Below are 26,977 nucleotides of genomic sequence, written 5' to 3' on the forward strand. Positions count from 1 at the left end.
CGCCGTGGATTTACACGGTGTTAGGTCGTCGTTAGATTGGGATAGACGAAAAGAAACGGCGGCTCTGATCTTCTCAAAGCCGCCGCTTCATAGGCGCGTGGAAATGTGTCTGCTGTACGACGGCTTTTTTCTTTTGCCGTCGTGCGGCAGAATGTTATTCAATATTCAATTCAATGTTTCCAGTAAAGTCCTCACACTCAATGCCGATATAATTTCCACCATCAGGAAGTGTAATTGTGTCACTATAAGTTCCGGTTGTTTCAATCAAAGTGACTGCTTCATCCGATCCAGAAATCCAAAATACTTTTGCAGTACCTTCCGTAACCTCCAAAGTGCAGTCAATAGACAGCTCCTTACCGGCTTCTCTTTTTATGGAAGTTCCTCCGAACAAATACTCTGTATCTGAAAAATTCTCATAATCAGCCGTATAAGTTCCCGTATAATCATCGATCCCTTTTTCTTTTGTTCCTTCCAAAGATAACTTTCCTGTAAGCTCTATGGTTCCAGCTGACTGAACGATATTATTATAATGATCGAGAATTTCATCTTTTGAACAGCCAGAAAGCATAAAACTTCCAAAAAGAACAAATGCCAATGCTAAAACTGTTTTCTTCATAAAATCATCACCAGCCTTTCTTTGGTGCTACCTTTTTGGCCTTTTTCTTTGTTTGGGTTGCTTCTCGCTCTTTCATGCACAAAATCAAGATGGCAGAAATAACAACAGCAAGCACAAGACTGCAAGAACAGGTTCCGATATTCCAGTTGACTGCGGTATCATAGCTACGGTAGCCTACCATTCCGAGACTTGCGGTAATCGGATAAAGGTTTGCTAATGTCATATTTCCTGCGGCAAACATCCCTCCATATCCATAGACAAAAGCAATGATTACACCGACTAAAAAGCTGCCCGCCCTCCGACAAGTAAGAGCGATAATCGGCAGAACCGCAAGATATAAAAAGAAATTAACCGCGGTAATCTGCAAGGTTGCTTTTAGTGCTAAGGAAATTTCAAAGCCGGGAAATCCCACAATCATTTCTGCTATGATTGTAAACAGGCTGCATATCAGCCCGAAAATAATAGACAATACGCCGCACACAATCAATTTCCCGGTCAGCAGTTTCTTAAAAGAGATCGGCACAGTCAGAATATTTTTCAATGTGTCATCCGTCTGCTCACGAGAAATCATATATCCAGCAATTAGGCTGATACACATCGGAAAAATCATGGACATATTGTTTTTGATGACCTGTTCTGTAAGATAGGCGAAATCCCAAACGGAACCATCATTCGCCATAGAGGTAAACAAGGTCAGCAAGACGGATAGGAGCATGAGCGCAACACCCGCCCAAAGGATATGATACCTTTTCAATTTATAAAATTCTGTTTTTACAATGCGAACCATGTTTATTCCCCCCTCTGCTTATATAATCTGTCAATCAGTAAGAACGAAACTAATGCCATGATCCCAAGAATGAATACAACTTGAAATGTTGAAGGAATTAGCCCTGTCATTTGCTCCAAGTCCATTTTTATTCCATGAGCCGCCATATCTCCTGCACTCCAAAATGTAGTCAGTGGCGTGGGCAGAAGCCATAACATGGTTTTAGGCAGTGTGTCAAACAATGCCGTAGCACTCATGTTCAGAACGCTGTAAAAGACACACAGCAAAATGGAAAAAACATAGGTCTTACTGAAAAAGACAACAAGAACAATCAACGGGAGTGTTCCTGCCGTAATGAAAATTCCTGTTTCAACTGCTAAAAACAATTTATAGCCTGTTCCATAAACTTCTAATGTTCCAAATCCGCAAAGAATTGTTGCAATGGTAGAAGCCACACAAAAAACAATTCCAAAGAGAAACAGGACAACAATTTTTGCAAGCACCATTTGCGTGCTGGTTACGGGAATTGTACGCAGATTTTTGAATGTGTCGTTGTCGCGTTCCATAAAAAACAGGATAGCGGCAATCACACCGATAATGCAGGGCAATAAAAACTGGATACCATATCCTAACACCATGTTAAATAGTCCGTCGAAAGCATCTGCCTGATCCGTATATCGCTCCATCATAGAGGGCGTTGTCATCAGATAAGTCAGCGGGATTGGAAACAGAAAAGCAGCCAGAATAATCAGCGGAATAAATTTCTTCCGTTTCAATTTCAAAAATTCGCATTTGATTAGTTTAAGCAATTCCTTCGCCCCCTGTCACACGCTTGAAGTAATCTTCAAGACTTTCTTCACAAGTATGCGCCTCCGATACCTCCAATCCATTTTCTACAAAGGCAGTTACAATTTTCCCCACAGGCAGATCAAGGTTGTGCAGGCGCAGATTGTGGTCGTCCTGTATAGAGAAATGGTTTTCATGGAAATTGCGTTCCAAAATTCTTGCCGCCTGTGCAGTATCAGAGAGCGTAAACCGGATATGTTTACTGCTTTTTTGCTCCAGCTCAGCAAGGCTTTCTTCTTCCAGCAATGCACCGTGGTCAATAATTCCAATATCGTCAGCCAGCAAGGAAATCTCCGAAAGAATGTGACTGGAGATTAAAATGGTTTTTCCTCTTGTGTCGCAAAGCTCACGGATAAAGGATCGCACTTCTGCAATACCGATGGGATCGAGACCGTTGATCGGCTCATCCAAAATCAAAAGCTCCGGATCGTGCATGACTGCAAGGGCAATCGCCAACCGCTGCTTCATGCCAAGAGAGTATTGCGAAAACAGCTTTTTATCCTTATAAGGTAGCCCGACCAAATCCAGAGCGTCTTTGATGGCATGATTGTTTGGTACTCCACGCAGGGTAGCAAAGATACGCAGGTTCTCCGTACCGGTCAGATTGGGATAAAAACCAGGGGACTCAATCAAACTGCCAATGCGGGGCAGCAATTTCTTTTCATTTCCTTGCAAAGACTTTCCCCAGATTTTGACCTCACCGGAAGTAGGCTTCGTTAAACCCAACAGCATTTTCATAGTTGTGGTTTTTCCGGCTCCGTTTCTACCCAACAGACCATAAATTCTCCCACGCTTGACATGGATATTTAAGTCAGCCACACTCTTTTGTGAGCCGTATTGCTTTGTCAGATTTTTTGTTTCAATGATATAATTTGTATCCATATTCAAAACCTCCTGTTCTGTAAGGTATTCTATCATGCCAACCTTGCATTAACCTTGCCGCAACCTTGCATTAACCTTGCAATTTGAAATCCAGTAAAATGACAAAGGCTCCCGCCATAAAGACGGGAACCCGCTTAACTCTCCAAAGGAAAAAGCAACATAAATTCAGTTCCTTTTCCCGGCAAACTTTCAACTGTTATACTTCCACCCATCTTTTCTACAAGCTGATGGACAATAGAAAGACCAAGTCCGCTGCCTTTTTCAGAGCGTCCTTTATCACACTTATAAAGCCGTTCAAATATGTGTTTCAAATCTTCTTTCTCAATTCCCACTCCATTATCCGCCAGCAGCAGCTCCATGTTATTTTCCTTCTTCGATAGGGAAATTTTGATTTTGTCCGCATGGCTGTGAGCGATTACATTTTGAATAAGGTTATTGATGATCCTCATATAGCTATCCATATCCAATCTTACCCGGACAGGCTGTTCAGGAATATCAATGTCATAATCAACCTGTTTATCCTCAAAAATCGGTATCCAGTCGATCAGAATATTTCTTGTCAGCTCTGCAACCTCAACGCTCTGGATCTCCAAAGCAAACTCGTTTGAATTTAACTTGAACCAGTCAAAGAGTACATCAATGTATTCTTTCAGATCATGGGCTTTCCGACGGGCGGTTTCAATATAATCATCCCGGTCTTTTCCTGTGACCAGTCCTTTGTGTGTAGCGTCAAGATACCCAAGCAGAGTAGTAAGGGGCGTTCGCACGTCATGGGAAAGGCTCGTCATAAGCTGGCGGTTGGTTTCTTCTGTCTGCCGTACAGTTGAAAGTCTGCTTTCATAGGCCACAACGATCTCATTGATTTCATAGGCAAGAGGTGCTGTCAGTTCATTTGTTGCAGATAGAATACGCCGGTTGCCATTTCCGTTTTTCACATCAACCAGCACATCGGTCATTTCTGCTATTTGTTTTTTTACACGCCGAACGAGAACGATGGAAGTCAATACAGCCACAACAGCAATCACAATGGACAAGAATACGATAATTTCCATGCTGACTACACCTCCTTATTAAACCGGTAGCCAATCCCTTTGACCGTTTGTATATACTTTGGGCTTGAAGGATTGACTTCTAATTTTTTACGAAGCCGACTGATGATCGCCATAATGTTACTGTCATCATAGAAATATTCTTCGCCCCATACTTCCTCATAAATCTGCTGTTTGGTCAAAATTTTCCCTTGATGTTTTGCACAGTACAGGAGCAAATCAAATTCCTTTGGGGGCAGTTCAAAAATGCCATTTTCCGTCGTAACAGAACGATTTTCAAGGTCAATTTGCAATCCATCAAAATCCAGTTTTTGCACAGCTCCGGCTTGATGATTAAAACGGGTGTAGCGGCGAATAAGGGACGCAATACGGGCAATCAGTTCGTCCATATCAAACGGTTTTGTCAGATAATCGTCCGCCCCGGCTCGTAAGCCCCGTACTTTAGAAATGCTGTCATTTTTAGATGTGAACATCAAAATCGGCAGACTGTTCTCTTTGCGGATTTCTTCCAGCGTTTCAAAGCCATCCATACCAGGCATCATCACATCCAGCACCACAAGCTGATACTCTTGCTCTCTTAATTTTTGTAAGCCCTCTTTTCCGGTATTACAAAAATCAGCTTCTATGTTTTCTGCTTGTACGCTACGTTTAATCAAAGCGCACAGTTCTCTGTCATCATCTATAATCAGGATTTTATTCATGGTGCAACCCCTTCCCTTGTTTTGTCCTTCCGTCAATCGGCTTTTCTGCGTTCTTTGGGATCAGCCAAACACCAGCCATCTTTACAGCGCCGGGGATACGCCCAGCAGCGCAATAGTAATTTACTCTACGAGGTGTCACGCCCCATTTCTCGGCGGCCTCTTTCAATGTCATATAGTCCATTTCGCACCTCCATAGGATATATTATAGTTCTCTTTCTCGAACAATGCAAGAAACGAAATATGAATTATAAACTTCAACTAACCTGCATATAGCAACATTCCACGGGCAAAGTATGAATTATACAATGTAACCGGGTGATGTTATATGGCGAAAGTTGAAGATTGTCCCGGTTTTGAAACCTTCGGCGCAGATGTCAAAGCCGCACGAGAGGCAAAGCGTCTGGCACGAAAAACATTGGCAGAAATGGTTGGGATTGAATGGCGGTATCTTGCCAACATTGAGAATCAAGGTGCGATTCCGAGCCTGCCTGTGATGATCCAGTTGATTAAGATCTGCGGACTTCCTGTGGAACGGTATTTTAACCCGGAGATCATGCGGGAAGAAAGCGAACAGCGGCAACGGGTCAGCCACAAGCTGAAGCTTTGCCCTGAAGAATACCTGCCGATTATCGAAGGTGCCATAGACGGGGCGCTCAAAATGGAATACACTGCGAAGCAGAAGGAGGACGCATAATCGCGGCCTCCTTCTGGCGTTTCTATATCAAGTTTCCCGGCACTTTTCCCAAAGTTCCCGGCACCTCTGCTGGATTTCTCCGGTTTCTGTCACAGTCAGCTCGCGGTCATTTCCGGTAATCTTATCTTCCAGAAAGTTGGCGTATGTACCCAACAAAGCGTTCCGTAAATCCTCCGGAGTTTTCTGTATTTCGGCGCTGTACCAGTCATTCCGGTGAGGTTCCCATGCCATCAATGTATAACCGTGGCTGGTCTGCACCACCTCATACAGAGGATCATCATCCAGATATGCCTGAAACACTTTCAAAACCTTTTCAAAGGTCAGCATTTCCCGCACCTCCCATTCAGCTGCAAATCAGTTCCCTGATTAAAATTTCCTCAATCTGTGCCGTTAATGTGTTCATCAGCCCCACCCAACGCATAGGATCACAGGCTTTCAGTTCCTCCGTGACACCCGCAGCCTCCATCATGTGAGGTAACATGGTGTCCATACGCTCCTGCGCTGTCCGGTCAATCTCTAACAGGTGTGGATACAACTTCTCGCTCATCAGCAGTTGGTTGTAGAGAATAGGACGATGTTCCTTCAGGTAGGATTTTCGCATCCTGCCGTACTTGCCGATAGAAGTTTCCGGCTGTTCAGAAAGTTTTAGGTTGGGTATATCATAATCTCCACAACGAATGTAAGTCAACTTATTCATATTCATGCTCCTTTGCTCCGTGATGGTTAAACCGCTGCGCTGGCTGCTATGCTGCCTTTGCGCGGTTCTTCTTTAGGCAGCTGGCTAACAGTAGAATAAACGCCTTTTTTCATGTCCTCAGCCCGGATCAGGGATTTCTTAGCGTCCATTTCCGCTTTTTTCTTCGCCTTGATTTTGTCCTCATATCGTTTTTGTGCACCGCTGGCTTTCCGCTTCAAATAGTTCTGATGAAGCCTGTCCTTGCGTTCTTCTTTTTTCCGCAGTTCTTCCTGTTCCTCCGGGGTTAAAGGAACCGGCTGTAAGGATGGTGGGATATAGCGTCCTAGAAAATTGAAGTAGATTTCAATTTCCTGCGTGGTGTCCTGACTGCCTTTTCGGGCGCGTTCATGGACAAGGATTTTCTCTACAAACTCGTTGAGCATGGTGTTGGTCAGCGTGTCAAAATTTTCGTACTTATCAATCAGGGCTATAAATTTCTCTGCTGATTTCTGGCTCTGTTCGTAACCGGTAACAGCCTTATCCAGCTCCGCAATTTCAATCTCAAGTGCGTCCTGCTCTTTGGCATACTGTGCATCAAGCGCCCTATATCGTGCATCCGGCAGTTTGCCGAGGGCGTTGTCCTCATAGATTTTGCAAATCAGTTTTTCCAGTTCTCCGGCTCTCTTTTGAGCAGCGGCCAGACGCCTGCGATTTTTCGATATATCGGCACTCTGTTGGGCAACCTGCGTTTCCTGAACGGTGTGAATAAATTCCGTCCGGTCATTTCTGGAATATTCAGCGATAGCCCGGAGCGTGTCAGAAACCAATGTCAGAACAGCACTCTCATTGATACGGTGTTGTGTAGGGCATAGTGTCCCACACGGAACTTTGGTATAATTGGAACAGGTATATTGAGAAATCCGCTTGCCATTGTTGGTGCGGTGGACATACATCTTGCCGCCGCAATCGGCACAATAGAGTAAGCCTGTGAGGGGAGCTGCTTCGCCCCAGCCGTTTGGATAGCGCCGTACATTGTTGCGGATTTTCTGCACCAAATCAAAGGTCTGCTGGTCAATAATGGCTTCATGGGTATTTTCAAAGATTGTCCACTCGTCCTCAGAAACATAGTGGCTTTTCTTGTCCTTAAAGTGCTTGCGGGTCTTGAAATTGATGGTGTGCCCTAAATACTCTCGCTTTTTCAAAATGTTCACGATGGTAGATGATCCCCATCCATAGGGGTCTTTGACCGGCTTTGAACGGTTCACACCCTCGTTGAAGCGGGCAAGGTGTACGACGGGAATTTCAATCCGATCTGCGGATAATTTGCAGGCAATCTGATAAGGCCCATATCCCTCCAGCGTGAGGGAGAAGATACGGCGTACCACTTCGGCGGCTTCCTCATCTACCAGCCAATGCTCCCGTTTTTCGTCCCATAAGTAGCCGTAAATCACAGTGCCGGTCAGGTGCTTGCCGCTCATACCTTTTGACTTAAACACAGAACGGATTTTCCTGCTGGTATCACGGGCGTAAAATTCATTCATGATGTTGCGGAATGGGGTAAAATCGTCATCGCCTTTCAGACTGTCCACACCGTCGTTGATGGCGATCAGACGAACACCGCGTTGCCGCAAAACCTCCATGACCTGACCGACCTCAGATAGTCGCGCCCCAACCGGCTCATGTCCTTGATGACGATTGCCTCTACACGCCCTGCCTCCACTTCCTCCATCATCGCCAAAAATCCGGGGCGGTCAAAACGGGTGCCTGAGATACCATCATCGGTAAAGTGCGTAGGGTTTGGCAGCCCATTCCGGCGGGCAAAATCCTCTAACATCTGTTTTTGGTTGGATATGGAATTGCTCTCGCCCTGTAACTCGTCGTCCCGGCTCAGGCGCTCGTACAGTGGGGTAATTTTTTCATTTCTCATGGCTGTACCTCCTGAAACAAAAATGCTCTAAGTGATTGCTTCACTAACCATGACACAATCATGATTAAGAAGTCACTTAGAGCATATATCACCGGCAGCCAGCTTGTATTTTTTATACTGACGGACTGCAAAGTGATTCGGCTTTTTCTTTTCCAGGGCTTCAAACATCAGATCCACCGGGTTCTGGAACTCCTCATCATCTTCCCGCACCTCCATTGCGTTCAGGAACTCAATCAGGGTGGAGAAATTCTGTTCCTCAACCGGAGCTTCATAGTGGATATATCCGATCAAGGCACAGTAGAGCAGCGTTTCCGCCTTCGTCCAGAACTCATCACCGGCTTTTCCATCACCCTTTGTGTTGGCAATCAGCGTTGTCACCAGTTTCAGAATGTCTTTTTCTGAATGGATATAGGCAAATGGGTTATAGTGCATCGACTTCTGAAAGTTGATGGTGTTGAAAATCTTGATGGTGTAGCCATGCTTCAAAAGGGCGTTGCCGCACTCAATCACGATGCTGCCTTTCGGGTCAGTGACCACATAGGAACTGTGCATCTGGAGAAGGTTTGGCTTCAACCAAAAGCGAGTTTTACCGGAACCCGAACCGCCGATAATCAGAACATTCTTATTTCGGGCATTGGCAGGATTCTTCGGGCGATTGCTCATCATCAGCCGCTCCGTTTTCGTCAGGATCACATTGTCCTCGAACTTTGGTGCAATAAACGGCTCAATATCTTTTGCCGTTCCCCAACGAGCAGAACCGTACTCAACATTGTGTCGGTACTTCTTTGCGTTTTTGCCTTTTAGATAGACAGCCAGCCGAAGTCCTGCGCCGCAGAGAATACCAATCAGCAAATCCAACGGGTGAAAGCTGGGAAACGGATTGTTCAGGGCTATCGGAAGGGCATGAAAAAAGCTGAGGATTTTCGCAGATGAATCTGCCCCCTCAGCCAATCTCCATGCTTCTCCTAAATTCGTAGCGAACAACCCTACCAGAAAATACGGTAAATTCAGAATCAGGAGCTTTTTCATTTTTCTCTTATCCATCACAGATCACGCTCCTGTTTCTTCTCTCGAACCTTCTTCGGAATCGCTGCGACAATTTCCTTGAACTTCTTCAGCTGCGCCAGAACGCTCGGCTTTTCATTCTTGGTTAATGCCCTTGCCTGATGTTCCTTGCAGATTGCATCCAAAGCATCTGCATCTTTAGAACGGACAAAAACAAGAAACCGGGGAGGATCAACGGACTTATCTTTTCTTACGGCAAAGTCCACGCCATACTTCTTGGCGAGCTTTTCAAAATCACGGATACTCTCTTTGTCGATCTCAACATTCGTAGCACCCTGATTCTGTCCCAAAAGCTGTTTCACGGATTGCTTTCCATGAACGGCAGGGTCTCGTGCCTTTTTCATCTTCACTTTTTCCCGGTGCTGCAAATACTTGCGGATACCGGCAATGATAGTGCGCCCCGTCAGCTTGGTTGTGCTGATCGCCAGGTTTACTGTTCTGTTTTCAACTTCTTCCTGCATGATTCATCACCTCCTGCAAGCAGTAGAGTGAACAGATTATCGTGCCATATCTCTGTGGTCGTAATACAGATTGCCCTTGGCAACTGCGGCATGGCTGATAATCTTGATATTGCCAGCTTTCTGGTTATCCAGAGCCTTCTGATAACCCACATCGCTCAAATACAGGCGATTTCTTTCGCCTTTCCAACCGACAGGCGATTCATCGGTCAGCACATCGAAAATAATCATGTGCTTGGTGGCGTCATCAAATCGTGCCAAGTCCATATAGGTATGTCCCTGGTACTCCTTGGCACCATCCTGAATCCGCTTTCGCTCCATCAGCTCTCCAATCGTCGAATTTCTTTGCATAAGAACCTCCTTACAGAACATCTCGGTCAGGGTTACTTTTGTGGGGAACCGAATCAGCTTTGACAGGTGCATCTTCTTTCTTCACCATGTCATCCGGCAGGGGAAGCGCCATAATGCTGCGCCCCATGCGTACAAAAGTCTCAGGCTGATGAAAGTGTTCCTCAAACTGCTTCATCAGTTCCGGGGACAGAGAACAAAAATCATCCTCGCCCAATCCCACAACCAGAAAATCACCGGCGATAATGTCATAAATATCGCCGTCATCATCACGCAGCGCACGGTTCAGTTCTTTGCCTACGAGTTTACCTTCGTCGTGCATCACCAGTGCAACCGGCTCATTGAACGGATAAGTTGCCTCAATATCGCCACCTACGGCTTTCTGCAAATCCTCCAGCTCACAGCCGATCTGCACAGCCTGCGGATACATGAACGGCTTTACCAGCAACACATTCATGGTATCTGCCTGTTCTTTCTGAACCTCCCGTTCCTCGGTCGTGCCGAACGCAACACCGGTAAAGTTTTCGGAGTCCAGAATGTACTCCGAATTGTAATAAGCGGCTCTAACCTGTTCCTCTGCCGCATCGTGAGATTCTGCTTGCACCGTAACCGTTTTCTCCAAGGTTTCGGTGATCTTCACATCGTATTCTTTCAAGTTTCGATACCTCCGTTTCTTTGGAAATAAGAAAAGCGACCATCCATGAACCTGTTACAGTTCATAAATAGTCGCATCCACATCGGCTAAAAGCTCGAACAAGCAAATATCGTCCAGTTCGCAAATCAGGGAACCCATGTCGAAGAAAATATCGTCCTCGCATTCCACCGTAGTAACCACGCTGCGGTGTTCGTTAAGACAAATGGCTTCTTCCTTGTCCATCGTGATCGTAGACATACAGGACACCACATAGAATGTCATATCTTCTGCTAACCACAGCTCCTTGCTCTGAATCGTGCGAACTTTTTCATCGCCGCTCATATCTTCTACATAGGACAGAAGCCGCACGGCTCTGCTGTTCAGAAGTACCTTTCCCTGATAGTCGATACCCTCACCAGCAGAGGACAATACTCGATACTCGCTAATCATCTCGGCATTTTTCTGAAACGACTTTGCCAGAAGCGCAGGAGAAATATCATCGAACTCCTCACTGTAGTTTACGAGCATATCTACCATATAATCAGGATCGCAAAGGTCGTAGAGTTCTTCCAAAGCGCCCTGAATGTTTTTGGGTGTAAACATTTTTTACCTTACCTTTCCATTGATTTTTCTCTTTTTTTCTGCCATTGCTCCAAAAGCTGAATGATTTTATCCTCCATCTGCTTGTTGGTATAGGACTTCGGGAAGTATTTTCGCAACGAATCCGTTTTGAAGGTTACTCTGTCCAGCTCTCCCTTCTTGATTTCATTCATAATCTCGCACATCGCATCCAGCGTACACTCGCCCTCCTGTGCGAGCTTTTTAATTCGCTGTGCTTGCGAAAGGGAAGGAGCTGCTTGAGCATAATCCATTGCAGAAAGAAAATCCTTCTGTTCTTCACTTGCCAGATAGGAAAGCTCCACCGCAGGATTGAATTTGATCTGACCCGTATCTACCATATCCAGCAGTTCCGGAATCAGTTCGGTCAGACGGATATAACGGTGTACCTGATTTCTGCTTTCTCCTGCCTCCTGACCGACTATATCCATTGCCTGCAACTTCATCCCAACTTGGGATGAAGTTAAATCGGTGCGTTGACCTTGATGTTTAATCGCATCCAGCTTCATCTTATAAGCAAATGCTCTTTCACTCGGCAGGATACTCTCCCTCTGCAAATTCGCATCAACCATCAAAATAATGGCTGCATCATCGTCCAGGTCACGAACAATCGCAGGCATGGTTTCCTTACCCGCAAGCTCCGATGCCCGGTGCCGCCTGTGACCAGAAACGATTTCATAACCACCGTCGGGGTCAGGACGGACAATCGCAGGAGTGAGAACTCCGAAATCTCGGACGCTCTCTGCCGTTTTCATCATTTCTTCATCATCAACCACACGGAAGGGGTGTCCCTCAAAGGGGTGTAGCTCAGAAAGCGGAATTTCCTGCACACGCTCCTGCTGGGCTTCAGCTCTGGATTGATCGGTGGAGAAAATATCATCGTACCCCTTCAAGCTGATGTTTGCGCCTTTTTTCTGCATTGTTTAACACCTCCTTCGTCAGAATTTTATAGGCTTCGGCAACTTTGCCTTTGGGATCATGCTTGAAGATACTGGTTCCCTCTGCGCTGATTTCCTCTGCACGGACAGAGCGGGGAATGTCGGTCTTGTAAACCTTCAGCTTTCCGCCGTAGCTCTCCCGAATCAGATTGCTGATGTCTTTGGAGTAGTTGGTGCGGCTGTCCACCATCGTCAGAAGAATCCCTTCAATCCTCAGTTTCGGGTTGATTTGCCTCTTGACCTTGTTGATGGTTCCAAGCAGCTGTTCCAGACCCTTTGCAGGAAGGTATGCTGCCTGAACCGGTATCAGCACATTGTCGGCAGCTGCCAACGCATTGACGGTCAGCATACCCAAAGACGGCATACAGTCAAGAAGAATGTAATCATAATTCTGTTTGACTGTATCCAGGTATTGCCGGAGAATGGTTTCCCGGCTCATGGCATTGACCAGTGCTACCTCCATACCTGAGAGTTCGATGTTGGACGGCACCAAATCAACGCCCTCCGGATGATGAAGAATCCCTTCATCGGGAGTAATAGGGTTTTCCATCATAATCTTTCCCATCAGATCGGAAAGTGTCGGAGACAGATCATCCGGGCAGGGATTGCCCAAACTGACCGTCAGGGAAGCCTGGGGATCGGTGTCTACCAGAAGCACCTTTTTTCCTTCAAGAGCCAAGCCAACGCCCAGATTCTCGGTGGTGGTGGTCTTTCCAGTGCCTCCTTTCTGATTGACCACCGCAATGATGGTTGCTTTTTTCGACATTTATCGTCACTCTCCTTCCTCTCGCTTCATTTTCAATTTCTTAAATCCTCCTTCCAAATATCCGTGTGACATATCGTGCCGAACAAGAGCATCGTAGTAGGTGTCTATTGTCGTCGGCGCATTGTATATCGTAGTCAGCATATACTGACGGATATTTCTAATCTTTGTGGTGTTCTCCTTGAAGCAGTCCATAACATATCGAATGTGTTCGGCATTCAGTTTCATAAACCGACTGCGGACAATTTCTGCCGGACGCTCCTCTGCACCAATGCGAATCAACGGTCGCTTCGTGCAAACTGTTTCAACGATCAACTCCAGAATGTTATCCAGCATTTCGGAATCGTAAGGGTAATCCTTCTTCAACAAATCCATACTGAGCTGATCCGAGAAATAATCAAAGTATTCTTGATACCGGTCATTCTCGTCCATCATTCCACCATTCCGGAAGGAAAGATAGAATCAGTATCACTAAATTCAGTATTTTTAATATCAGTATTATTACATTGTGATTTCGGAAGTTCTTGAGTTGTGATTTCCATTGTTCCAGAATTGTGATTTTCACAATTCAAGAGTTGTGAATCCACAGCAGAGATAAAGTTCTTCACATAGATCAGGTTGGGCTTTCCCAAACCCTGGCGCTTACGTTCAATCAATCCTGCTTTCTTCTCAAGTTCACTGAGCAGCTTGATAGCCTTTTGTTCAGCACAGTTCAGAGCCATCTTCGCTTCGTCGATTGTAAAAATGATATACACTCTACCGTTTTTATCTATCCAACCATTCTTGGCAGACAGGCTCATGCGGTCAAGCAAAATGCCATACAGCATCTTGGCATCGGCAGAAATATTCCAGAACCTCTCGTTCGTGAACAACACCTTCGGAACTCGATAGAATGTGAATAGATCGGATTGCTGACCGTAAAAATAATCAAAACTCACACGGCTTCACCACCTTCTTTCTGCGGAAAACTTTCTGTTGTCAGCGGAATGCTGCGGAAAGTCGTATCCGTCTTTTCGTAAGGACATCGGGCAAAATAGTAGAAGCGGTATTCCTGTTCATACACATCCATATCAACGAAGCCCCACTTCACGCATAACCTTCTTCGTACACCAACCAATGCACGGGTGATCTCGCCCATAGGGACAGCCATCACATTCCGACTTGGGTTTCGGCGGCAAAGAGATTAAGTAGTAGCAATTATTTCTACCCAGACGGCAGCCCTTTCTGCCATTCGTCCAGAAGTAGCAGTAATGACAGTCGCTCGGCTTGTCTGCGGTATAAACAGGCTTGCTCAAATAAAACACCTCCAATCTCTTGTATTTGCCCATGGGTTTGGGCATAAAAAAAGAGCGCCTATCCATCCCCAATGCGGGGCAAATAGACGCTCTATGTACATAACGATATTTAATTTTATCTGCTATAACTGCATGGTATTCAAAACATCCGCCTTTTTTGATTAGCTGGATTTTTGGCACGATTTTGGGGCTGATTAGCAGGAAGGGCATTTTCATTAGCAAGAACAGCCCGTTTTCTGCTAAAAATTAGCTGGCGATTTTGTCTTATAACAACCGTTCGATTCTGGAGGGGTTGTCAAAAATCAAATTTTGGAGTAGAATTTTATCTCATACAGTGAAAGAGCTTTTTCGTAGCTTTTTATATAAGAAAAGCCGAAAACCCTTGAAAACAAAGGCTTTCGGCGTTGTTCACTGGCGTCCATAAGAGGATTTGAACCTCCGACCCCACGCTTAGGAGGCGTGTGCTCTATCCAGCTGAGCTATATGGACGTGTCTGATATATGATTATAGCCCGATCAAAGTCGAACTGCAATCCCTTATTTAGTTTTTTTTGAGGTGGCCGTTGTAACGCAACCTTAGGAGGCGCTTGTTATATCCATTTAACTATGGGAACAAATGCCGTATTTTCGGGCTTTTTCAGCCTTTTCGGTCACGGCGACCAACTTTATGAACTCAATCACTTTCGTGATGAATTATCTCTTTCTTATCTCTTCTGATTTTTCAGATTTCGCTTCCTTAAGTGATCCTCAAACGCTACCCTTTTTCTTCAAAAGGGTTCCGCCATGGTTCTACCTTAGGAGGCGAACACTCTATCCTACTGAGCTACAGAGATTTATATGCCTCACGTGAAACATATATCGTATTTTCATACTGCATTTTATTATAATTCATTTTCATGTGTTCCGCAACTATTTTCTCTTCTCACATGCTCCGTATGCAATTTCTGTGTAGCTGTTCACGGGTAGGCACTTTTGGAACCGATGATTTTTTATAGACCTTTACGCAAAATGAGCCGTTCCCATCATCCATATTTTTCCTTTAAACCGACGTCCCGGAAGCGGTTCTCCAAGCAGGTCCATCTTATTGATACCCACGCGGAAATACAGATCGTTGCATTCCACCTTGAGATCATAGATTTCCTCGCCGGTAAACCGGTTTTTCTTACATATAACCTCTTTGATCTCGCCTAAAATCGAATACTGATCGCACTCGATCCCGCTTGGCATAAAAGTTGTATCGACGATCGAATAAATATCCTCTCTCGTCGCCCGGCGCGATGCCATCGAATAGAGATCCAGATCCTCGATTGTTAAGGACTCCATCGCATCCTCGTCGCCATTTTTTGCCGCTTCCAAAAGTTCATCCCGGTTTTTCGCCGCCACTTTGGCTTTTTCAATCTGCAGCGCCGTCTTTTTGATCGGAAGAAGCACCTTGCCCCGATTGGCAAATCCTGCCAGGCTGACCGAATTCACCTGTAAGCGCTCGCGCTCTTTCCGGTAACACTCCCTGTATTCGATCGGATTCAAGAGATAAAAGATCAGCGAAAGCCCTACCTTATACTCATCCAGAAGCCCCGCATAGGTTTCCTTCTCCGTATGACGCTGAATGGAACATTCTGCCCGCGAGGTTACCTCCTCGTTCAGGATATAGGGATAATAATACTCTATCTCCATCTCATCCTGCTCATTCAGCTCCCCATACATCGCCACGCCGATCCCCGGCGCAACTTCTGTCTTGATCTCATATAATTCGGTCTCCCTGTCAAGCTGAAGACAGCTGGAGGTTCCCGCCTCTCTCGCCAGACAGCGAAGCAGGCACGGATGTCCTTCTTCTTCTGATACATACTAAATCCGGCAGCTCGCAAAAAACGATGCATATTGACTCCTTCTAACTACAATCCGCAGCTGCTGCCAACACATACAGCCGCCTCATTTCTATCCTTTATTTTCTTTACTTATACCCAAGCGCACGCTCCAGTGCTTCCTTCTCTTCACTTCCTAAAAGCACCTCGGTCTTGCCCTCTACGACATCCTTCAGATACAGGTAACAGCCTTCACGGCTGTGAACAGAATTCAGCACAAATCCCGTGTTGTTATCATCCAGCATGGCAATGACAAAACTCAGATTGCCGCCCATGCCCTTAAACGCATTGTACTTGACAATACCGGTTTTTTGGTATCCAGCCTGCGCCTTGGAGACAACCGAATCCACCAGGCGTTTTGTATCTCCGTCCTTTGCCCGCAGATACTCGGTCTCATCCACCAGTTCCATGATCGTGTCTTCGAGCGTCTCCGCATCTTTTCCCCGCATAAACATATCATATCTGCGATACAACTTCCTATACTGCGAAAAACAGATGACGGACGCAATAAATGATATGAGTGTCAGGATCGCCAGAACGATCACGATAACCCCCGGATCGATGCCAATCCCGCTAAAAATACTGCTCTCCATCTTTCATTCCTCATTTCCCATCATCCGTCCCCTGGGACGAATTTTGTGTGATTACTGTCTTAATGACTCCAAAAGCTCAATCAGACGTTCCAGTTCCGCTGATGAATAGTATTCGATCTCGATTCTGCCTTTATTCTTATCCTTGCGGTTGATCGAAACCTTCGTTCCCATAACTCCTTTCAGCTTCTCTTCCACATCCTTGAAAAAGACCTCCATATCGCGTTCCGGCTCTGCTTTCTTTTTCGCCTTTTTCGGCTTCAAAAGCTCTTTCACCAGACGCTCGACCTCGCGGACGCTCAAATGATTTTCTACTGTTTTAAGCGCCAACTGGTACTGTTTTTCACCATCTTCCAGCGAAAGAAGCGCTCTTGCATGACCTCCGGTAAGCCGGTCCTGAATCAGCATCTCCTGCACTCTCTCATCCAGTTTCAAAAGACGCATGCTGTTCGTGATCGTCGCACGGTTCTTCGCTACGCGCTCTGCCACGTCCTCCTGACGCAGCCCAAACTCCTGAATCAGCATCTGGTAGGCTTTCGCTCCTCAATCGGATTTAAATCTGCACGCTGTACATTCTCGATCAGGGCGATCTCCATCGTCTGCTGTCTCGTATACTCGCGCACGATCACCGGAACTTCCCGAAATCCTGCCAGTTTGGCAGCTCTCCACCGGCGCTCTCCGGCAATCAGCTCATAACGATCGCCCTTTTTCTGAACCAGAAGCGGCTGCAGCACGCCGTAACGGCGGATGGATTCTGCCAGCTCTCCGAGCTGTTCTTCATCAAACATCTTACGCGGCTGGCTGACATTTGGCTCAATCTCCGAAATATTTAGAAATTTCTCTTTTTCCACCTCAACGATCTTTACGACCGGCTCCGCTTTTGCCGTCTGTGTCTTCGATTTTGCCGCCGTCTCCCCGGCTGTGCGGGTTTTTCCTTCTGTCGTCGTCTTTCCGGATGCCTTTGCAACTCCCACACGGCTGCCTTTTCCCACTGTTTTCGCAGCTGTCTTTCCGGCAGACGCCGATTTTTTCTGTTTTTTAGATCCCGGAAGCACCATATCCAGCTCTTCCAGGCTCTTTTTCTCTATCTCCTGTTCCGTCTCACGAACGGAAGTCTTTTTTCCGGCTTCATCCGATGGCTTTGCGCTGCTTTTTCCCGCTTCTGCATCCTCGTAATCATTTCCAAAAAAAGCTCCCAGTCCTCTGCCAAGCCCCGTTCTCTTTGACATTTCCTTCCTCCTCACGAACCTCCCGACGCCCCCGGCAGGCATCCTTTCTGAATTTCACTTCACCGTTATTTTCCTGCCTACAGCTCTTCTCCCCGGCTGATCACCTCTGCTGCCAGCAGACGGTAGCTCTCTGCACCGGTCGAACGGCTGTCGTACAGGTTGATCGGCATTCCGTGGCTCGGCGCCTCCGCCAGTCGCACATTTCTCGGTATGATCGTCTTGTAAATCCGCTCATTTAAGTTCTGTTTTACATTCTCTACGACCTGCAGGGAGAGATTCGTTCTCGCATCATACATGGTAAATACCACGCCCTCCAGCTCCAGCGACGGATTCATCTTTTTCCGGACCAGACCGATCGTCCGGAGTACCTGGCTCAATCCTTCCAGCGCATAATATTCGCACTGGATTGGCACCAGCACCGTATCTGCCGCTACCAGCGCATTGATCGTCAAAAGACTCAGCGACGGCGGGCAGTCGATGATAATAAAATCATACTGATCGCGGATTGTCTCCAGATAACCGTTTAACACCGACTCTTTATTTTCCACATCCAGAAGTTCAATCTCAGCTCCTGCCAGATTCGAATCCGAAGGAAGAACATCCAGATTTTCCTGAACATCGCGCATCAGACAGTCCTCCAGTGTGCAATCGCCCAAAAGCAGCTCATAGACTGTATCTTCAATCTGTTCTTTTTCCAATCCCAAACCAGTGGTTGCATTTCCCTGCGGATCAAAATCGATCGTCAGAACCCTCTGTCCCGCCTCTGCCAGGCATGCCGACAGGTTGATCGCCGTTGTCGTTTTACCTACGCCGCCCTTCTGATTTGCAATCGCAATCGTTCGTCCCATACCGTATTCCTTCCATTTCCTCGGTTTTATCTCACATGAAAGACAGGAAAAAGCCTTCCCGCAGGCATCCGCACAGCGATTTCCAGCTTTTTCCCGTTCTTGTCTTGCCTAATAGTATAACACACTTAAAACTCATTTCCTACTTTTTTAGAAAAATTTCATTTAAAATGTTTCACGTGAAACATCGGCTCCACCGTCTCCCCCAGAGCACACCATTTATCTGCCAGACACACAATCCATGCCTCGCGGCACTGAGGCGGCACCGGTATCAGCGGAAACATATGACGTGCGATGATATTTTTTTCCTTCCAATTTAAATGGTAATCTCTCTGTGCATTTCCAAGCGCTGTTTTCGGGTGACGGAAGCCGTGCAGGCGGTGCGAGGAATCCTTCTGATGCCAGTCATACAAAAAATAATCGTGCAGCAGTGCCCCTCTCACAAGTGATTTTGGTTCCAAGCGAATCTGCCACCGTTCCATCATCCAAAGGCTTGTGTAGGCAACATTGAGGCTGTGGCGGTAAATGGATGTCGTACCATGCTGCATCGCCAGCTTCTCCTCGTCTAAGCGCCCTTCCTGCTTCAGTTCGCGTATCGTTTCCGCCAGCAGCCGCTGCCTGCCCGCCGACAACTGAAAAGATTTCTCTGTCTTCCGTTCCATACGATGCTGAAAGCATAACTTATTTTCCTTCTTTATCATATCGCGCATTTCTTTCCCCATCGATTGATTTTTTGATACGTGAACATTATAATGAATTTAATATCGATTTTCAATGAAATTTTGTTTACATAAAATGGCATGTTCATAACTGTTCACAGGTAGAAATTTTCCAAACTGAAAATCCCGAACGCTACAGTTCTGGTTGCAGATTTTTCCGATTTGAAATGCGAAGCATCGGCAAAATCCCGTTACTTGGGCACACATCTGTGAACAGATATTCTGTGAAAAAACGCTGGAAATAGCTGAACTGGAATACAGGAAAATATGATATAATATGAGCACTTAGCGAGGTGTTTTCGATCCTAGTGCGAGTCATACCTAAATACTTAATGAAGCCAAGCCAAAGGCGATAGCTGAATTTAGTATTTATGGTATAATAGAATTACTTGATGAGATATTTTCAAGTTTAATTTTTCGATTCAAAAGGAGCTTTCTATATGAACACAAAAAACAAGATCATGACCTGCCTGATGCTGTCCGCCGGCGGCGCAGTTTCACTGGCACTTTTAAATAAATATATTCAATTTTCTGCCACCTCCCGCGGTCTGACCCGGGAAGAGAATTCTCTCTGCTACAAATGGCGGCTGGGAAATATCTACTATACAAAATGCGGTTCCGGCAAACCGCTTCTGTTGATTCACGATCTGCACTTTGCATCGAGCGGCTATGAGTGGGAATCCATCCGCGAACAGCTCAGCCGCTCCTACACCGTCTACACGCTCGACCTTCTCGGCTGCGGACGTTCCGAGAAGCCGAACCTGACCTACACAAATTACCTGTTCGTCCAGCTGATCTGTGATTTTATCAAATCTGAGATCGGACATCGGACCAACATTCTCTCCACCGGTGATTCAGCGGCACTGTCTATCATGGCGTGCAGCAACTCTCCAGAACTGTTTGATCAGATCATGCTCATCAACCCGAGCAGCCTTACCGACTGTTGTCAGCTTCCGGGTAAAAATGCCAAGCTTTATAAGCTTCTTCTGGATCTCCCGCTGGCTGGAACGCTCATTTACCACATTGCGTGCAGCCGCTCTATGATCGAAGAGGCATTCCGCACCAAATATTTTTACAATCCGTATACCGTAAAACCGGTTCAGATCGACCGCAGCCACGAAGCCGCACATCTCGGTGAATGTCCAAAAGCGATCTTCTCCAGTATTGAATGCCGCTATACCAAGTGCAATATTTCCAATGCTCTCAGGAAGATCGACAACAGCATCTTCATCATCGGCGGTTCCGAGGAACCGATGATCGAGGCGACGATTCAGGATTACAAGATTTATAATTCCGCAATCGAGTCCTCTATCATCCCAAAGACCAAACATCTGCCGCAGTTAGAACAGCCGGATGCCGTGATGGATGCGATCCATATGTTTTTTTCTTAAAAAAGGATAATGAGTATGCATACCGCGGAGCGTTTTTTCGTCATAGGACGAAGCTTATTACTGTTCATGCATACGTGCCCAGTAACGGAATTTGCCGTATTTAAATACGGCAAATTCCTGCTGCCACCGCGTTTTCTTACGGCACTTTCGGTTCCAAAAGTGCCTACCCATCAACAGTTATTCTCTCTTTCCCACATCTCCATAAAAATTGCTTTTTCATACTCATACCATGATGCAGATACCATTTTTCCAGTATCTTTCATATTCACAGCGTCATCCTTCCGTGCGCCTTGTTTGTTTCTTCTTGATAGGAACGGTCCTAATGTTTCATCCAGGTCCCGCCGCACTATCTATATACAAACAAAACCCCCGGAATGATCCTCTTTATTCTGCATTATTCCCACTTGATCCTCTCGGCTTTCGCACAAAAAAACTATATTCTGTAACGAAAACTCAAATTTTATAAATTTTCCCTATTATTTCCAGCTCTGCCATCGCCTCTACCTGCTTCTCCAGATTTCCTCTGTCCTATGCCTGATACGGCTTCTGGAACACAATCTTCCAGAACAAATATTCAGTCATACATTTTTGTTTAAACCACGCCTATATAAAAAAGAAAGACTGCATACTCTACGTGTTCCATATACAGTCTTTCTCTATCCACCCTTTGATTGCTTTATTTCAGCGGCTCCCGCGACGGCGTTCCCGCTTTTCTCGGATACTTCTTTCCCGTCCTCTCTGTCTTATGAATCCGGACCAGGTTACGCTCATCCTCATTGGCAAGGTGGAAGGAAATCACATCCTCCAGCTCGCCGCCCAGCTTGCGGATCGCACCTTTTCCCGTCTTCATCTCTTCCTCCAGTTTGCCCGATTTGTACGGCACAAACCAGCCACCCACCTTGACAAACGGCAGGCAGTATTCCGACAGCGTGGACAGATTTGCCACCGCGCGTGAAACGCAAAAATCAAATGTTTCACGTGAACATTATCATGTGCCGCATCCTCCGCCCGTCCGTGAACCGCCTGAATTTTTTCCAGTTCCAATGCCTGAATTACCTCGTTCAGAAAGTTGATCCGCTTATTTAAAGAATCGAGAAGCGTGACCTTTAAATTTGGAAATGCAATCTTTAACGGGATACCCGGAAATCCAGCTCCTGTTCCAACATCGATCAACGTATACTCTTTCTCTGCCAGATCCGGCACCGCTTTCACAAGTGCCAGACTATCCGAAAAATGTTTGGTCACAACTTCCTTCTGTTCCGTGATCGCTGTCAGATTCACCATCGTATTCCAATGAATCAACAGTTCATAATAATCGTAGAACTGCTTGATCTGGTGTTCATTTAACGCGACGCCCATCTCCTGCGCTTCTTTCTGAAGCTGCCCGGTAAAGTCTGCCGGAGGCAGAACCACACCGCTTTCTACTTTATTTTCTTCTGCCATAAATATATCCTTTATGATATGTTCTATTTTTTCTCAGGTTCTTATCTATCTTACATTTTGAGTTGCTGCAATGCGTTTACCTGTTTCCATGCAGTCTCTGAATCCGCTCGTTTCTATATTTACAGTTCTTTCTTCTCTTCCCCATGTCCCGCATGGCGGCTCTGCTCTAAGTGTACCAGCAGCACCGAAATATCCGCCGGTGACACGCCCGCGATTCGGGATGCCTGACCGATATTTGCCGGTTTATAGAGATTTAATTTCTGTACTGCCTCACGGCGCAGGCTTCCGACCGTGGAATAGTCGAAGTTTTCATCCAGCTTCCGGCTCTCCATCTTCTTGAACTGTGCAACCTGCTGCAGCTGGCGGCGGATATAGCCGTCATACTTGATGTTGATGTTGATCTGCTCGATCACATCTTCCGGAAGTTCCGGACGGTTCGGATCCAGCTCTGCCAGTGCTTCATAGCTTAACTCCGGACGGCGTACCAGCTCTGCCAGCGTTGCCGCGGTCTTGAGCGGGGTGCTTCCGTGGCGCTCTAAAAATTCCTGCACTTCTTTTCCAGCGCCAATGTTGATCTTCTCCAGACGCTTTGCCTCTTCCTCGATCATTTTTTCTTTCCAGAGGACACGCTCATACATCGCATCACTGACCAGTCCAATCTCATGCCCGATCGGGGAAAGACGCAGATCCGCGTTGTCCTGACGCAAAAGCAGGCGGTATTCCGCACGCGACGTCATCATCCGGTACGGTTCATGGTTTTCTTTGGTAACCAGATCGTCGATTAAGACACCGATATATGCCTGGGAACGGTCGAGGATGATCGGTTCTTTTCCCAGCACTTCGCGCGCCGCATTGACACCCGCCATAAAGCCCTGTACCGCCGCTTCCTCATAACCGGAGCTTCCGTTAAACTGACCGCCGCTGAACAATCCCCGGATCGCCTTAAATTCCAGCGATGCCTTCAACTGGCGTGCATTGATACAATCGTACTCAATTGCATATGCATTTCGAACAATTTTTACATTTTCAAGTCCCGGCACGGTACGATACATCGCGTACTGCACATCCTCCGGCAGGGAACTGGACATACCGCCCAGATACATTTCATTCGTATAAATTCCCTCCGGCTCGACAAAAACCTGATGACGGTTCTTATCTGGAAATTTTACCACCTTATCCTCGATCGATGGACAGTAACGCGGACCTGTTCCCTCGATCGCGCCCGAAAAGAGGGGCGATCGATCCAGGTTGTTGCGGATGATCTCATGTGTTTTCTCATTGGTATAGGTCAACCAGCAGGACACCTGCTCCTTCTGCACCGACTCCGGATCGGTGGAAAAAGAAAATGGCACAACCCTCTCATCGCCGAACTGCTCTTCCATCTTAGAAAAATCGATGCTGCGCTTATCAACACGCGCCGGTGTGCCCGTCTTGAAACGGAACATCTCGATTCCCAGCTTTTTCAGGGAATCTGTCAGATGGTTTGCCGCCTGCAGACCATTCGGTCCGGTCGGATTGCTCACATCACCATAGATACATCTCGCTTTCAGGTACGTTCCCGTTGCCAGCACCACCGCCTTGCAGTAATACGTCGCGCCGGAGTACGTTTTCAGTCCTTTGATCTGACCTTCTTCCACGATCAGCTCTGCCACCTCTCCCTGACGGATCGTCAGGTGATCGGTATTTTCCATGGTACGGCGCATCTGGCGGGTGTATTCCTGCTTGTCCGCCTGCGCGCGGAGCGAATGCACCGCCGGTCCCTTGGACTGGTTGAGCATCTTGGACTGTATAAAGGTTTTATCTATATTTTTTCCCATCTCGCCGCCGAGCGCATCCAGCTCGCGCACCAAGTGGCCCTTCGAGCTTCCGCCGACATTCGGGTTGCACGGCATCAGGGCGATGCTGTCCACGCTGACGGTAAACACGATCGTCTCGAGTCCCAGTCTCGCGCTTGCCAGCGCCGCCTCACAGCCGGCGTGTCCCGCCCCGACGACCGCTACATCATAATTTTCTGTTAAACAGGGCATGTTTCCTCTTTCCTCTCTATCTCTGCGTTCTATTCAAGTCGAACGTCCGTGAGACTTGGCGCGTGATTCTGTCAGCGTAGCTGACATATTCTTTACAGAATCACTGCGCATCCTCGCGGAGCGTTTATCTCAGTCGGAGACAAGGCTTCCACTGAGACAAATTTGCTATTACTCACCACGGGAGTCTTCTCGACTGAGATAAACACTGCGGCTCATGCGCCGTATGATTCGCAGCCGATTTTACTGTAGCTGCACATTTCAATTCGATCAAACGCCTTATATTCTTTCTTGTTTTCAGATCCACCCTATCATACCACAAGGAAAGAAACCTTGCAAAAAAATTGATCTATTTCCCCATACAAAAATGGCTGAAAATCTCATTCACCAGATCCTCTTCCAGTGATTCCCCAAGGATCGTTCCAAGATGTTCATAGGCATCCATCAGATCAATCGAGAAAAAATCCTCCGGCATCGCATTGTCGATGCTTGTCTCGACCAGACGCAGGCTTTTCAGCGCCTGCTCCATCGCCGTCTTGTGACGGACGTTTGTCAGCATGACCTGATCGTTGAAATTCAGGTTTCCCTGCAAGAACATCGTCTGAATTTTTTCCTCCAATCGATCAATTCCCTGCTGTTCCTTCGCCGATACCGGAATCACTTCCTGCCCGCACGCTTCGCGAAGCGCTTCTTCTGTGAGAACCGGTTCCAGATCTGTCTTATTTAAGAGGACGATCACCTTCCGTCCCCGGATCAAATCGAGGATCTGACGGTCATTTTCATCCAGCTCCCTTGATCCATCGACCACATACAAGATCAAATCTGCCTCATCCGCAATCTTTCTCGCCCGTTCCACGCCAATCTTTTCAACGATATCCTCCGTTTCCCGGATGCCCGCCGTATCGATCAAATTTAAGCTAAGCCCGCGCAGACGGATATTTTCCTCCAGCGTATCGCGTGTCGTACCGGCGATCTCTGTCACAATCGCGCGCTCCTCTCCCAACAGTACATTCATCAGGGACGATTTTCCTGCATTCGGCTTACCTAAGATCACGGTTTTGATCCCCTCCGTCATGATACGCCCGTTGTCAAACGTCCCGATCGACGCCTCCAGTTCCATCTCTATCGGCTGCAGCGTCTCCCGAAGGCGCTCCGGATATCCGTCCAGAGAAATATGCTCCGGATCATCAAGTGCGGACTCAATAAAGGCAATCTCATAGATTAGTTTTTCGCGAAGTTCCCGCACTTTCCGCGACATTGAACCGCTCAACTGGCTGACCGAAGACTGCAGCGCATACTCATTTTTCGACTGGATCACATCGATCACGGCTTCCGCCTGCGAAAGATCAATTCTGCCATTTAAAAACGCCCGCTTCGTAAATTCGCCTGGTTCCGCCAGCCGCGCCCCACATTTTACCGCCAGCTCCAGAATCCGCTTCATCACCAGCACGCCTCCGTGACAGTCAATCTCTACCGTGTCCTCCGCCGTATAACTGTGCGGACCGCGCATCAAAAGAAGCAGCACTTCATCGATCCGTTCCTCTCCATCCCGAATATATCCATAATGAATCGTATACGTTTTCTGCTCTGAAAGCCTCTTCCCCGCCACCGCCGGTTCAAACATCCGCTCCGCCACCGCCACAGCGTCCGAACCGCTAATCCGGATAATCCCAATCCCCGAACTCGAAAGCGCCGTCGCGATCGCGGCGATTGTATCTGTATATACCATATATATATAAATCCTTCCTTGCTTTTTATCTTCTTATTCTATACCATATGGAAGCATTTTCCCATCTTTATTTACAAATCTAGTCTAATATTTATTTCTTTTTTTATGTTTTCACGATAAACCTCTCGCGCTCGATCCCCCACAAAAAAGAAGGTCTAGATACCTCCAGACCTTCTTCGTCATACTTATTTACTTCTCATATCTCCCATACCCGTCACTTCTCTCGCGTCTGCCCTCACGCTTCAGCGAAATAATCACATGCCGGAACGGATCCTCGCCCTCGCTGCGGGTGGTGACATACTTGTCATTCTGCAGCGCTGCATGAATGATCCGTCTCTCATACGGGTTCATCGGCTCCAAAGATACGGAACGTTTCGTTCTCTTTACCTTGTAAGCAATGTTCTTTGCCAGTGTCTCAAGCGTCTCTTTCCGTCTCTCGCGGTAATTCTCGGTATCGAGCTTCACGCGGACGTAATTCTCGCTCTTCTTGTTGACAACCAGGCTGACCAGATACTGGAGAGAATCCAGGGTCTGACCTCTCTTACCGATCAAAATACCCATGTCCTCGCCGGAGAGGTCAATGTTCATCTCGCACTCTTCCTCATTGAAAGCCGCTGCGATCTTCACATCTAAGTTCATCGCATCAAATACCTGGCTTAAAAAGTCGATCGCACGATCCTCGAGCGTCTCTTTTTTCTTAGCACGGATGATCGCCTGTTTCGCGCCGATCCCCAGAAATCCGGCGCTTCCTTTTTCGACCACTTCGTACTCTAATTTATCACTGGTGGTTTCCAGTTCAATCAGTGCCTTTGTTACTGCCTCATCGACTGTCTTAGCGGTAACCGTAATCATATCCATCCTGCGCCCTCC

The 26,977-nt window shown here is 46.8% G+C and carries 27 protein-coding genes, 1 tRNA gene and 4 pseudogenes; 2 read left to right on the forward strand and 30 right to left on the reverse strand.

Features of this window, described 5'->3' with window-relative positions; all coding sequences use genetic code 11:
• Positions 1-154: 154 nt before the first annotated feature.
• The 7 genes from DWZ16_RS03765 to DWZ16_RS03795 all read right to left on the reverse strand — a co-directional run bounded on the left by DWZ16_RS03765 (position 155) and on the right by DWZ16_RS03795 (position 5,041).
• Positions 155-616, reverse strand: coding sequence for a hypothetical protein (locus tag DWZ16_RS03765; protein WP_118522294.1), 462 nt, complete (start codon positions 614-616; stop codon positions 155-157).
• A gap of 7 nt (positions 617-623) precedes the next feature.
• On the reverse strand, positions 624-1,403 hold the full coding sequence (locus DWZ16_RS03770; RefSeq protein ID WP_006874367.1) for an ABC transporter permease: 780 nt from the start codon (positions 1,401-1,403) through the stop codon (positions 624-626).
• A 2-nt stretch (positions 1,404-1,405) separates the two neighbouring features.
• Positions 1,406-2,191: an ABC transporter permease gene (locus DWZ16_RS03775; protein ID WP_007860246.1), complete on the reverse strand. Its 786-nt coding sequence runs from the start codon at positions 2,189-2,191 to the stop codon at positions 1,406-1,408.
• Entirely contained in the window at positions 2,184-3,110 is a 927-nt protein-coding gene (locus DWZ16_RS03780; protein ID WP_118522295.1) for an ABC transporter ATP-binding protein, read from the reverse strand. Before DWZ16_RS03780 ends, DWZ16_RS03775 begins: the two co-directional genes overlap by 8 nt.
• Positions 3,111-3,244: 134 nt before the next feature.
• On the reverse strand, positions 3,245-4,162 hold the full coding sequence (locus DWZ16_RS03785; protein WP_012816190.1) for a sensor histidine kinase: 918 nt from the start codon (positions 4,160-4,162) through the stop codon (positions 3,245-3,247).
• 5 nt (positions 4,163-4,167) lie between these two features.
• Positions 4,168-4,860 (reverse strand): response regulator transcription factor, encoded by a 693-nt coding sequence (locus DWZ16_RS03790; protein WP_118522296.1) that lies wholly within the window; start codon positions 4,858-4,860, stop codon positions 4,168-4,170.
• Complete coding sequence (locus DWZ16_RS03795; RefSeq protein ID WP_002596317.1) at positions 4,853-5,041, reverse strand: helix-turn-helix domain-containing protein; 189 nt, start codon at positions 5,039-5,041, stop codon at positions 4,853-4,855. The genes DWZ16_RS03790 and DWZ16_RS03795 overlap by 8 nt, the downstream gene beginning before the upstream one ends.
• 144 nt (positions 5,042-5,185) lie before the next feature.
• Between DWZ16_RS03795 and DWZ16_RS03800 the strand changes: the two genes are divergently transcribed.
• A complete protein-coding gene (locus DWZ16_RS03800; protein ID WP_118522297.1) occupies positions 5,186-5,554 on the forward strand; it encodes a helix-turn-helix transcriptional regulator in 369 nt (122 codons plus the stop codon).
• A gap of 27 nt (positions 5,555-5,581) precedes the next feature.
• Here DWZ16_RS03800 and DWZ16_RS03805 read toward each other — a convergent pair whose 3' ends face one another.
• The 19 genes and pseudogenes from DWZ16_RS03805 to DWZ16_RS03895 form a co-directional block, all read right to left on the reverse strand.
• Positions 5,582-5,881 (reverse strand): hypothetical protein, encoded by a 300-nt coding sequence (locus DWZ16_RS03805; protein WP_007860257.1) that lies wholly within the window; start codon positions 5,879-5,881, stop codon positions 5,582-5,584.
• Between the two features lie 16 nt (positions 5,882-5,897).
• Complete coding sequence (locus DWZ16_RS03810) at positions 5,898-6,251, reverse strand: TnpV protein (RefSeq protein ID WP_007860259.1); 354 nt, start codon at positions 6,249-6,251, stop codon at positions 5,898-5,900.
• A 26-nt stretch (positions 6,252-6,277) separates the two neighbouring features.
• Positions 6,278-8,157 (reverse strand): annotated as a pseudogene (locus tag DWZ16_RS03815) (recombinase family protein).
• A gap of 90 nt (positions 8,158-8,247) precedes the next feature.
• A pseudogene (locus DWZ16_RS03820) lies at positions 8,248-9,201 on the reverse strand (type IV secretory system conjugative DNA transfer family protein); the annotation flags it as partial.
• The gene (locus DWZ16_RS03825; RefSeq protein WP_002304320.1) at positions 9,201-9,683 is read right to left on the reverse strand and encodes a PcfB family protein; all 483 of its coding nucleotides are present in this window, start codon (positions 9,681-9,683) and stop codon (positions 9,201-9,203) included. The pseudogene DWZ16_RS03820 and the gene DWZ16_RS03825, both read right to left, overlap by 1 nt.
• 36 nt (positions 9,684-9,719) lie before the next feature.
• Positions 9,720-10,031: a DUF5720 family protein gene (locus tag DWZ16_RS03830; protein WP_002304317.1), complete on the reverse strand. Its 312-nt coding sequence runs from the start codon at positions 10,029-10,031 to the stop codon at positions 9,720-9,722.
• A 10-nt stretch (positions 10,032-10,041) separates the two neighbouring features.
• Complete coding sequence (locus DWZ16_RS03835) at positions 10,042-10,683, reverse strand: DUF3846 domain-containing protein (RefSeq protein WP_002588969.1); 642 nt, start codon at positions 10,681-10,683, stop codon at positions 10,042-10,044.
• Between the two features lie 54 nt (positions 10,684-10,737).
• Positions 10,738-11,265 carry a hypothetical protein gene (locus tag DWZ16_RS03840; protein ID WP_002304315.1) on the reverse strand — a complete coding sequence of 176 codons (528 nt, stop codon included), beginning with the start codon at positions 11,263-11,265 and terminating at the stop codon, positions 10,738-10,740.
• 8 nt (positions 11,266-11,273) lie between these two features.
• On the reverse strand, positions 11,274-12,200 hold the full coding sequence (locus DWZ16_RS03845; protein ID WP_002304314.1) for a ParB/RepB/Spo0J family partition protein: 927 nt from the start codon (positions 12,198-12,200) through the stop codon (positions 11,274-11,276).
• On the reverse strand, positions 12,157-12,984 hold the full coding sequence (locus DWZ16_RS03850) for a ParA family protein (protein WP_002304313.1): 828 nt from the start codon (positions 12,982-12,984) through the stop codon (positions 12,157-12,159). Before DWZ16_RS03850 ends, DWZ16_RS03845 begins: the two co-directional genes overlap by 44 nt.
• Before the next feature lie 6 nt (positions 12,985-12,990).
• Positions 12,991-13,919 (reverse strand): annotated as a pseudogene (locus tag DWZ16_RS03855) (DUF6017 domain-containing protein).
• Positions 13,916-14,119, reverse strand: coding sequence for a hypothetical protein (locus DWZ16_RS03860; protein ID WP_223385014.1), 204 nt, complete (start codon positions 14,117-14,119; stop codon positions 13,916-13,918). Before DWZ16_RS03860 ends, DWZ16_RS03855 begins: the two are co-directional and overlap by 4 nt.
• Before the next feature lie 569 nt (positions 14,120-14,688).
• Positions 14,689-14,765 (reverse strand) — tRNA-Arg (locus DWZ16_RS03870).
• 509 nt (positions 14,766-15,274) lie between these two features.
• Positions 15,275-16,090: a DUF3881 family protein gene (locus DWZ16_RS03875; protein WP_412694279.1), complete on the reverse strand. Its 816-nt coding sequence runs from the start codon at positions 16,088-16,090 to the stop codon at positions 15,275-15,277.
• A 136-nt stretch (positions 16,091-16,226) separates the two neighbouring features.
• Positions 16,227-16,730 (reverse strand): DUF4446 family protein, encoded by a 504-nt coding sequence (locus DWZ16_RS03880; protein ID WP_107000950.1) that lies wholly within the window; start codon positions 16,728-16,730, stop codon positions 16,227-16,229.
• A 51-nt stretch (positions 16,731-16,781) separates the two neighbouring features.
• A complete protein-coding gene (locus DWZ16_RS16545) occupies positions 16,782-17,252 on the reverse strand; it encodes a hypothetical protein (RefSeq protein WP_412693859.1) in 471 nt (156 codons plus the stop codon).
• Positions 17,246-17,956 carry a ParB/RepB/Spo0J family partition protein gene (locus DWZ16_RS16550; RefSeq protein ID WP_412694276.1) on the reverse strand — a complete coding sequence of 237 codons (711 nt, stop codon included), beginning with the start codon at positions 17,954-17,956 and terminating at the stop codon, positions 17,246-17,248. Before DWZ16_RS16550 ends, DWZ16_RS16545 begins: the two co-directional genes overlap by 7 nt.
• A 77-nt stretch (positions 17,957-18,033) precedes the next feature.
• Positions 18,034-18,804, reverse strand: coding sequence for a ParA family protein (locus DWZ16_RS03890; RefSeq protein ID WP_107000951.1), 771 nt, complete (start codon positions 18,802-18,804; stop codon positions 18,034-18,036).
• A 158-nt stretch (positions 18,805-18,962) separates the two neighbouring features.
• Positions 18,963-19,502: an HD domain-containing protein gene (locus DWZ16_RS03895; protein ID WP_243021913.1), complete on the reverse strand. Its 540-nt coding sequence runs from the start codon at positions 19,500-19,502 to the stop codon at positions 18,963-18,965.
• 458 nt (positions 19,503-19,960) lie between these two features.
• Between DWZ16_RS03895 and DWZ16_RS03900 the strand changes: the two genes are divergently transcribed.
• Positions 19,961-20,911: an alpha/beta fold hydrolase gene (locus tag DWZ16_RS03900; protein ID WP_022358786.1), complete on the forward strand. Its 951-nt coding sequence runs from the start codon at positions 19,961-19,963 to the stop codon at positions 20,909-20,911.
• 676 nt (positions 20,912-21,587) lie between these two features.
• Here DWZ16_RS03900 and rsmG read toward each other — a convergent pair.
• From rsmG to jag, 4 genes and pseudogenes are all read right to left on the reverse strand, one after another.
• Positions 21,588-22,270, reverse strand: a pseudogene (gene rsmG / locus DWZ16_RS03905) (16S rRNA (guanine(527)-N(7))-methyltransferase RsmG).
• 203 nt (positions 22,271-22,473) lie between these two features.
• Positions 22,474-24,381, reverse strand: a complete 1,908-nt coding sequence (gene mnmG / locus DWZ16_RS03910) for a tRNA uridine-5-carboxymethylaminomethyl(34) synthesis enzyme MnmG (RefSeq protein WP_118493311.1) — start codon at positions 24,379-24,381, stop codon at positions 22,474-22,476.
• Between the two features lie 346 nt (positions 24,382-24,727).
• On the reverse strand, positions 24,728-26,107 hold the full coding sequence (mnmE, locus tag DWZ16_RS03915; protein WP_107000955.1) for a tRNA uridine-5-carboxymethylaminomethyl(34) synthesis GTPase MnmE: 1,380 nt from the start codon (positions 26,105-26,107) through the stop codon (positions 24,728-24,730).
• 189 nt (positions 26,108-26,296) lie between these two features.
• A complete protein-coding gene (gene jag / locus DWZ16_RS03920; protein WP_118522298.1) occupies positions 26,297-26,965 on the reverse strand; it encodes an RNA-binding cell elongation regulator Jag/EloR in 669 nt (222 codons plus the stop codon).
• Positions 26,966-26,977: the final 12 nt, after the last annotated feature.

This window comes from Clostridium sp. AF29-8BH (genome assembly GCF_003478145.1).
In the GTDB taxonomy this organism is placed as follows: domain Bacteria; phylum Bacillota; class Clostridia; order Lachnospirales; family Lachnospiraceae; genus Otoolea; species Otoolea fessa.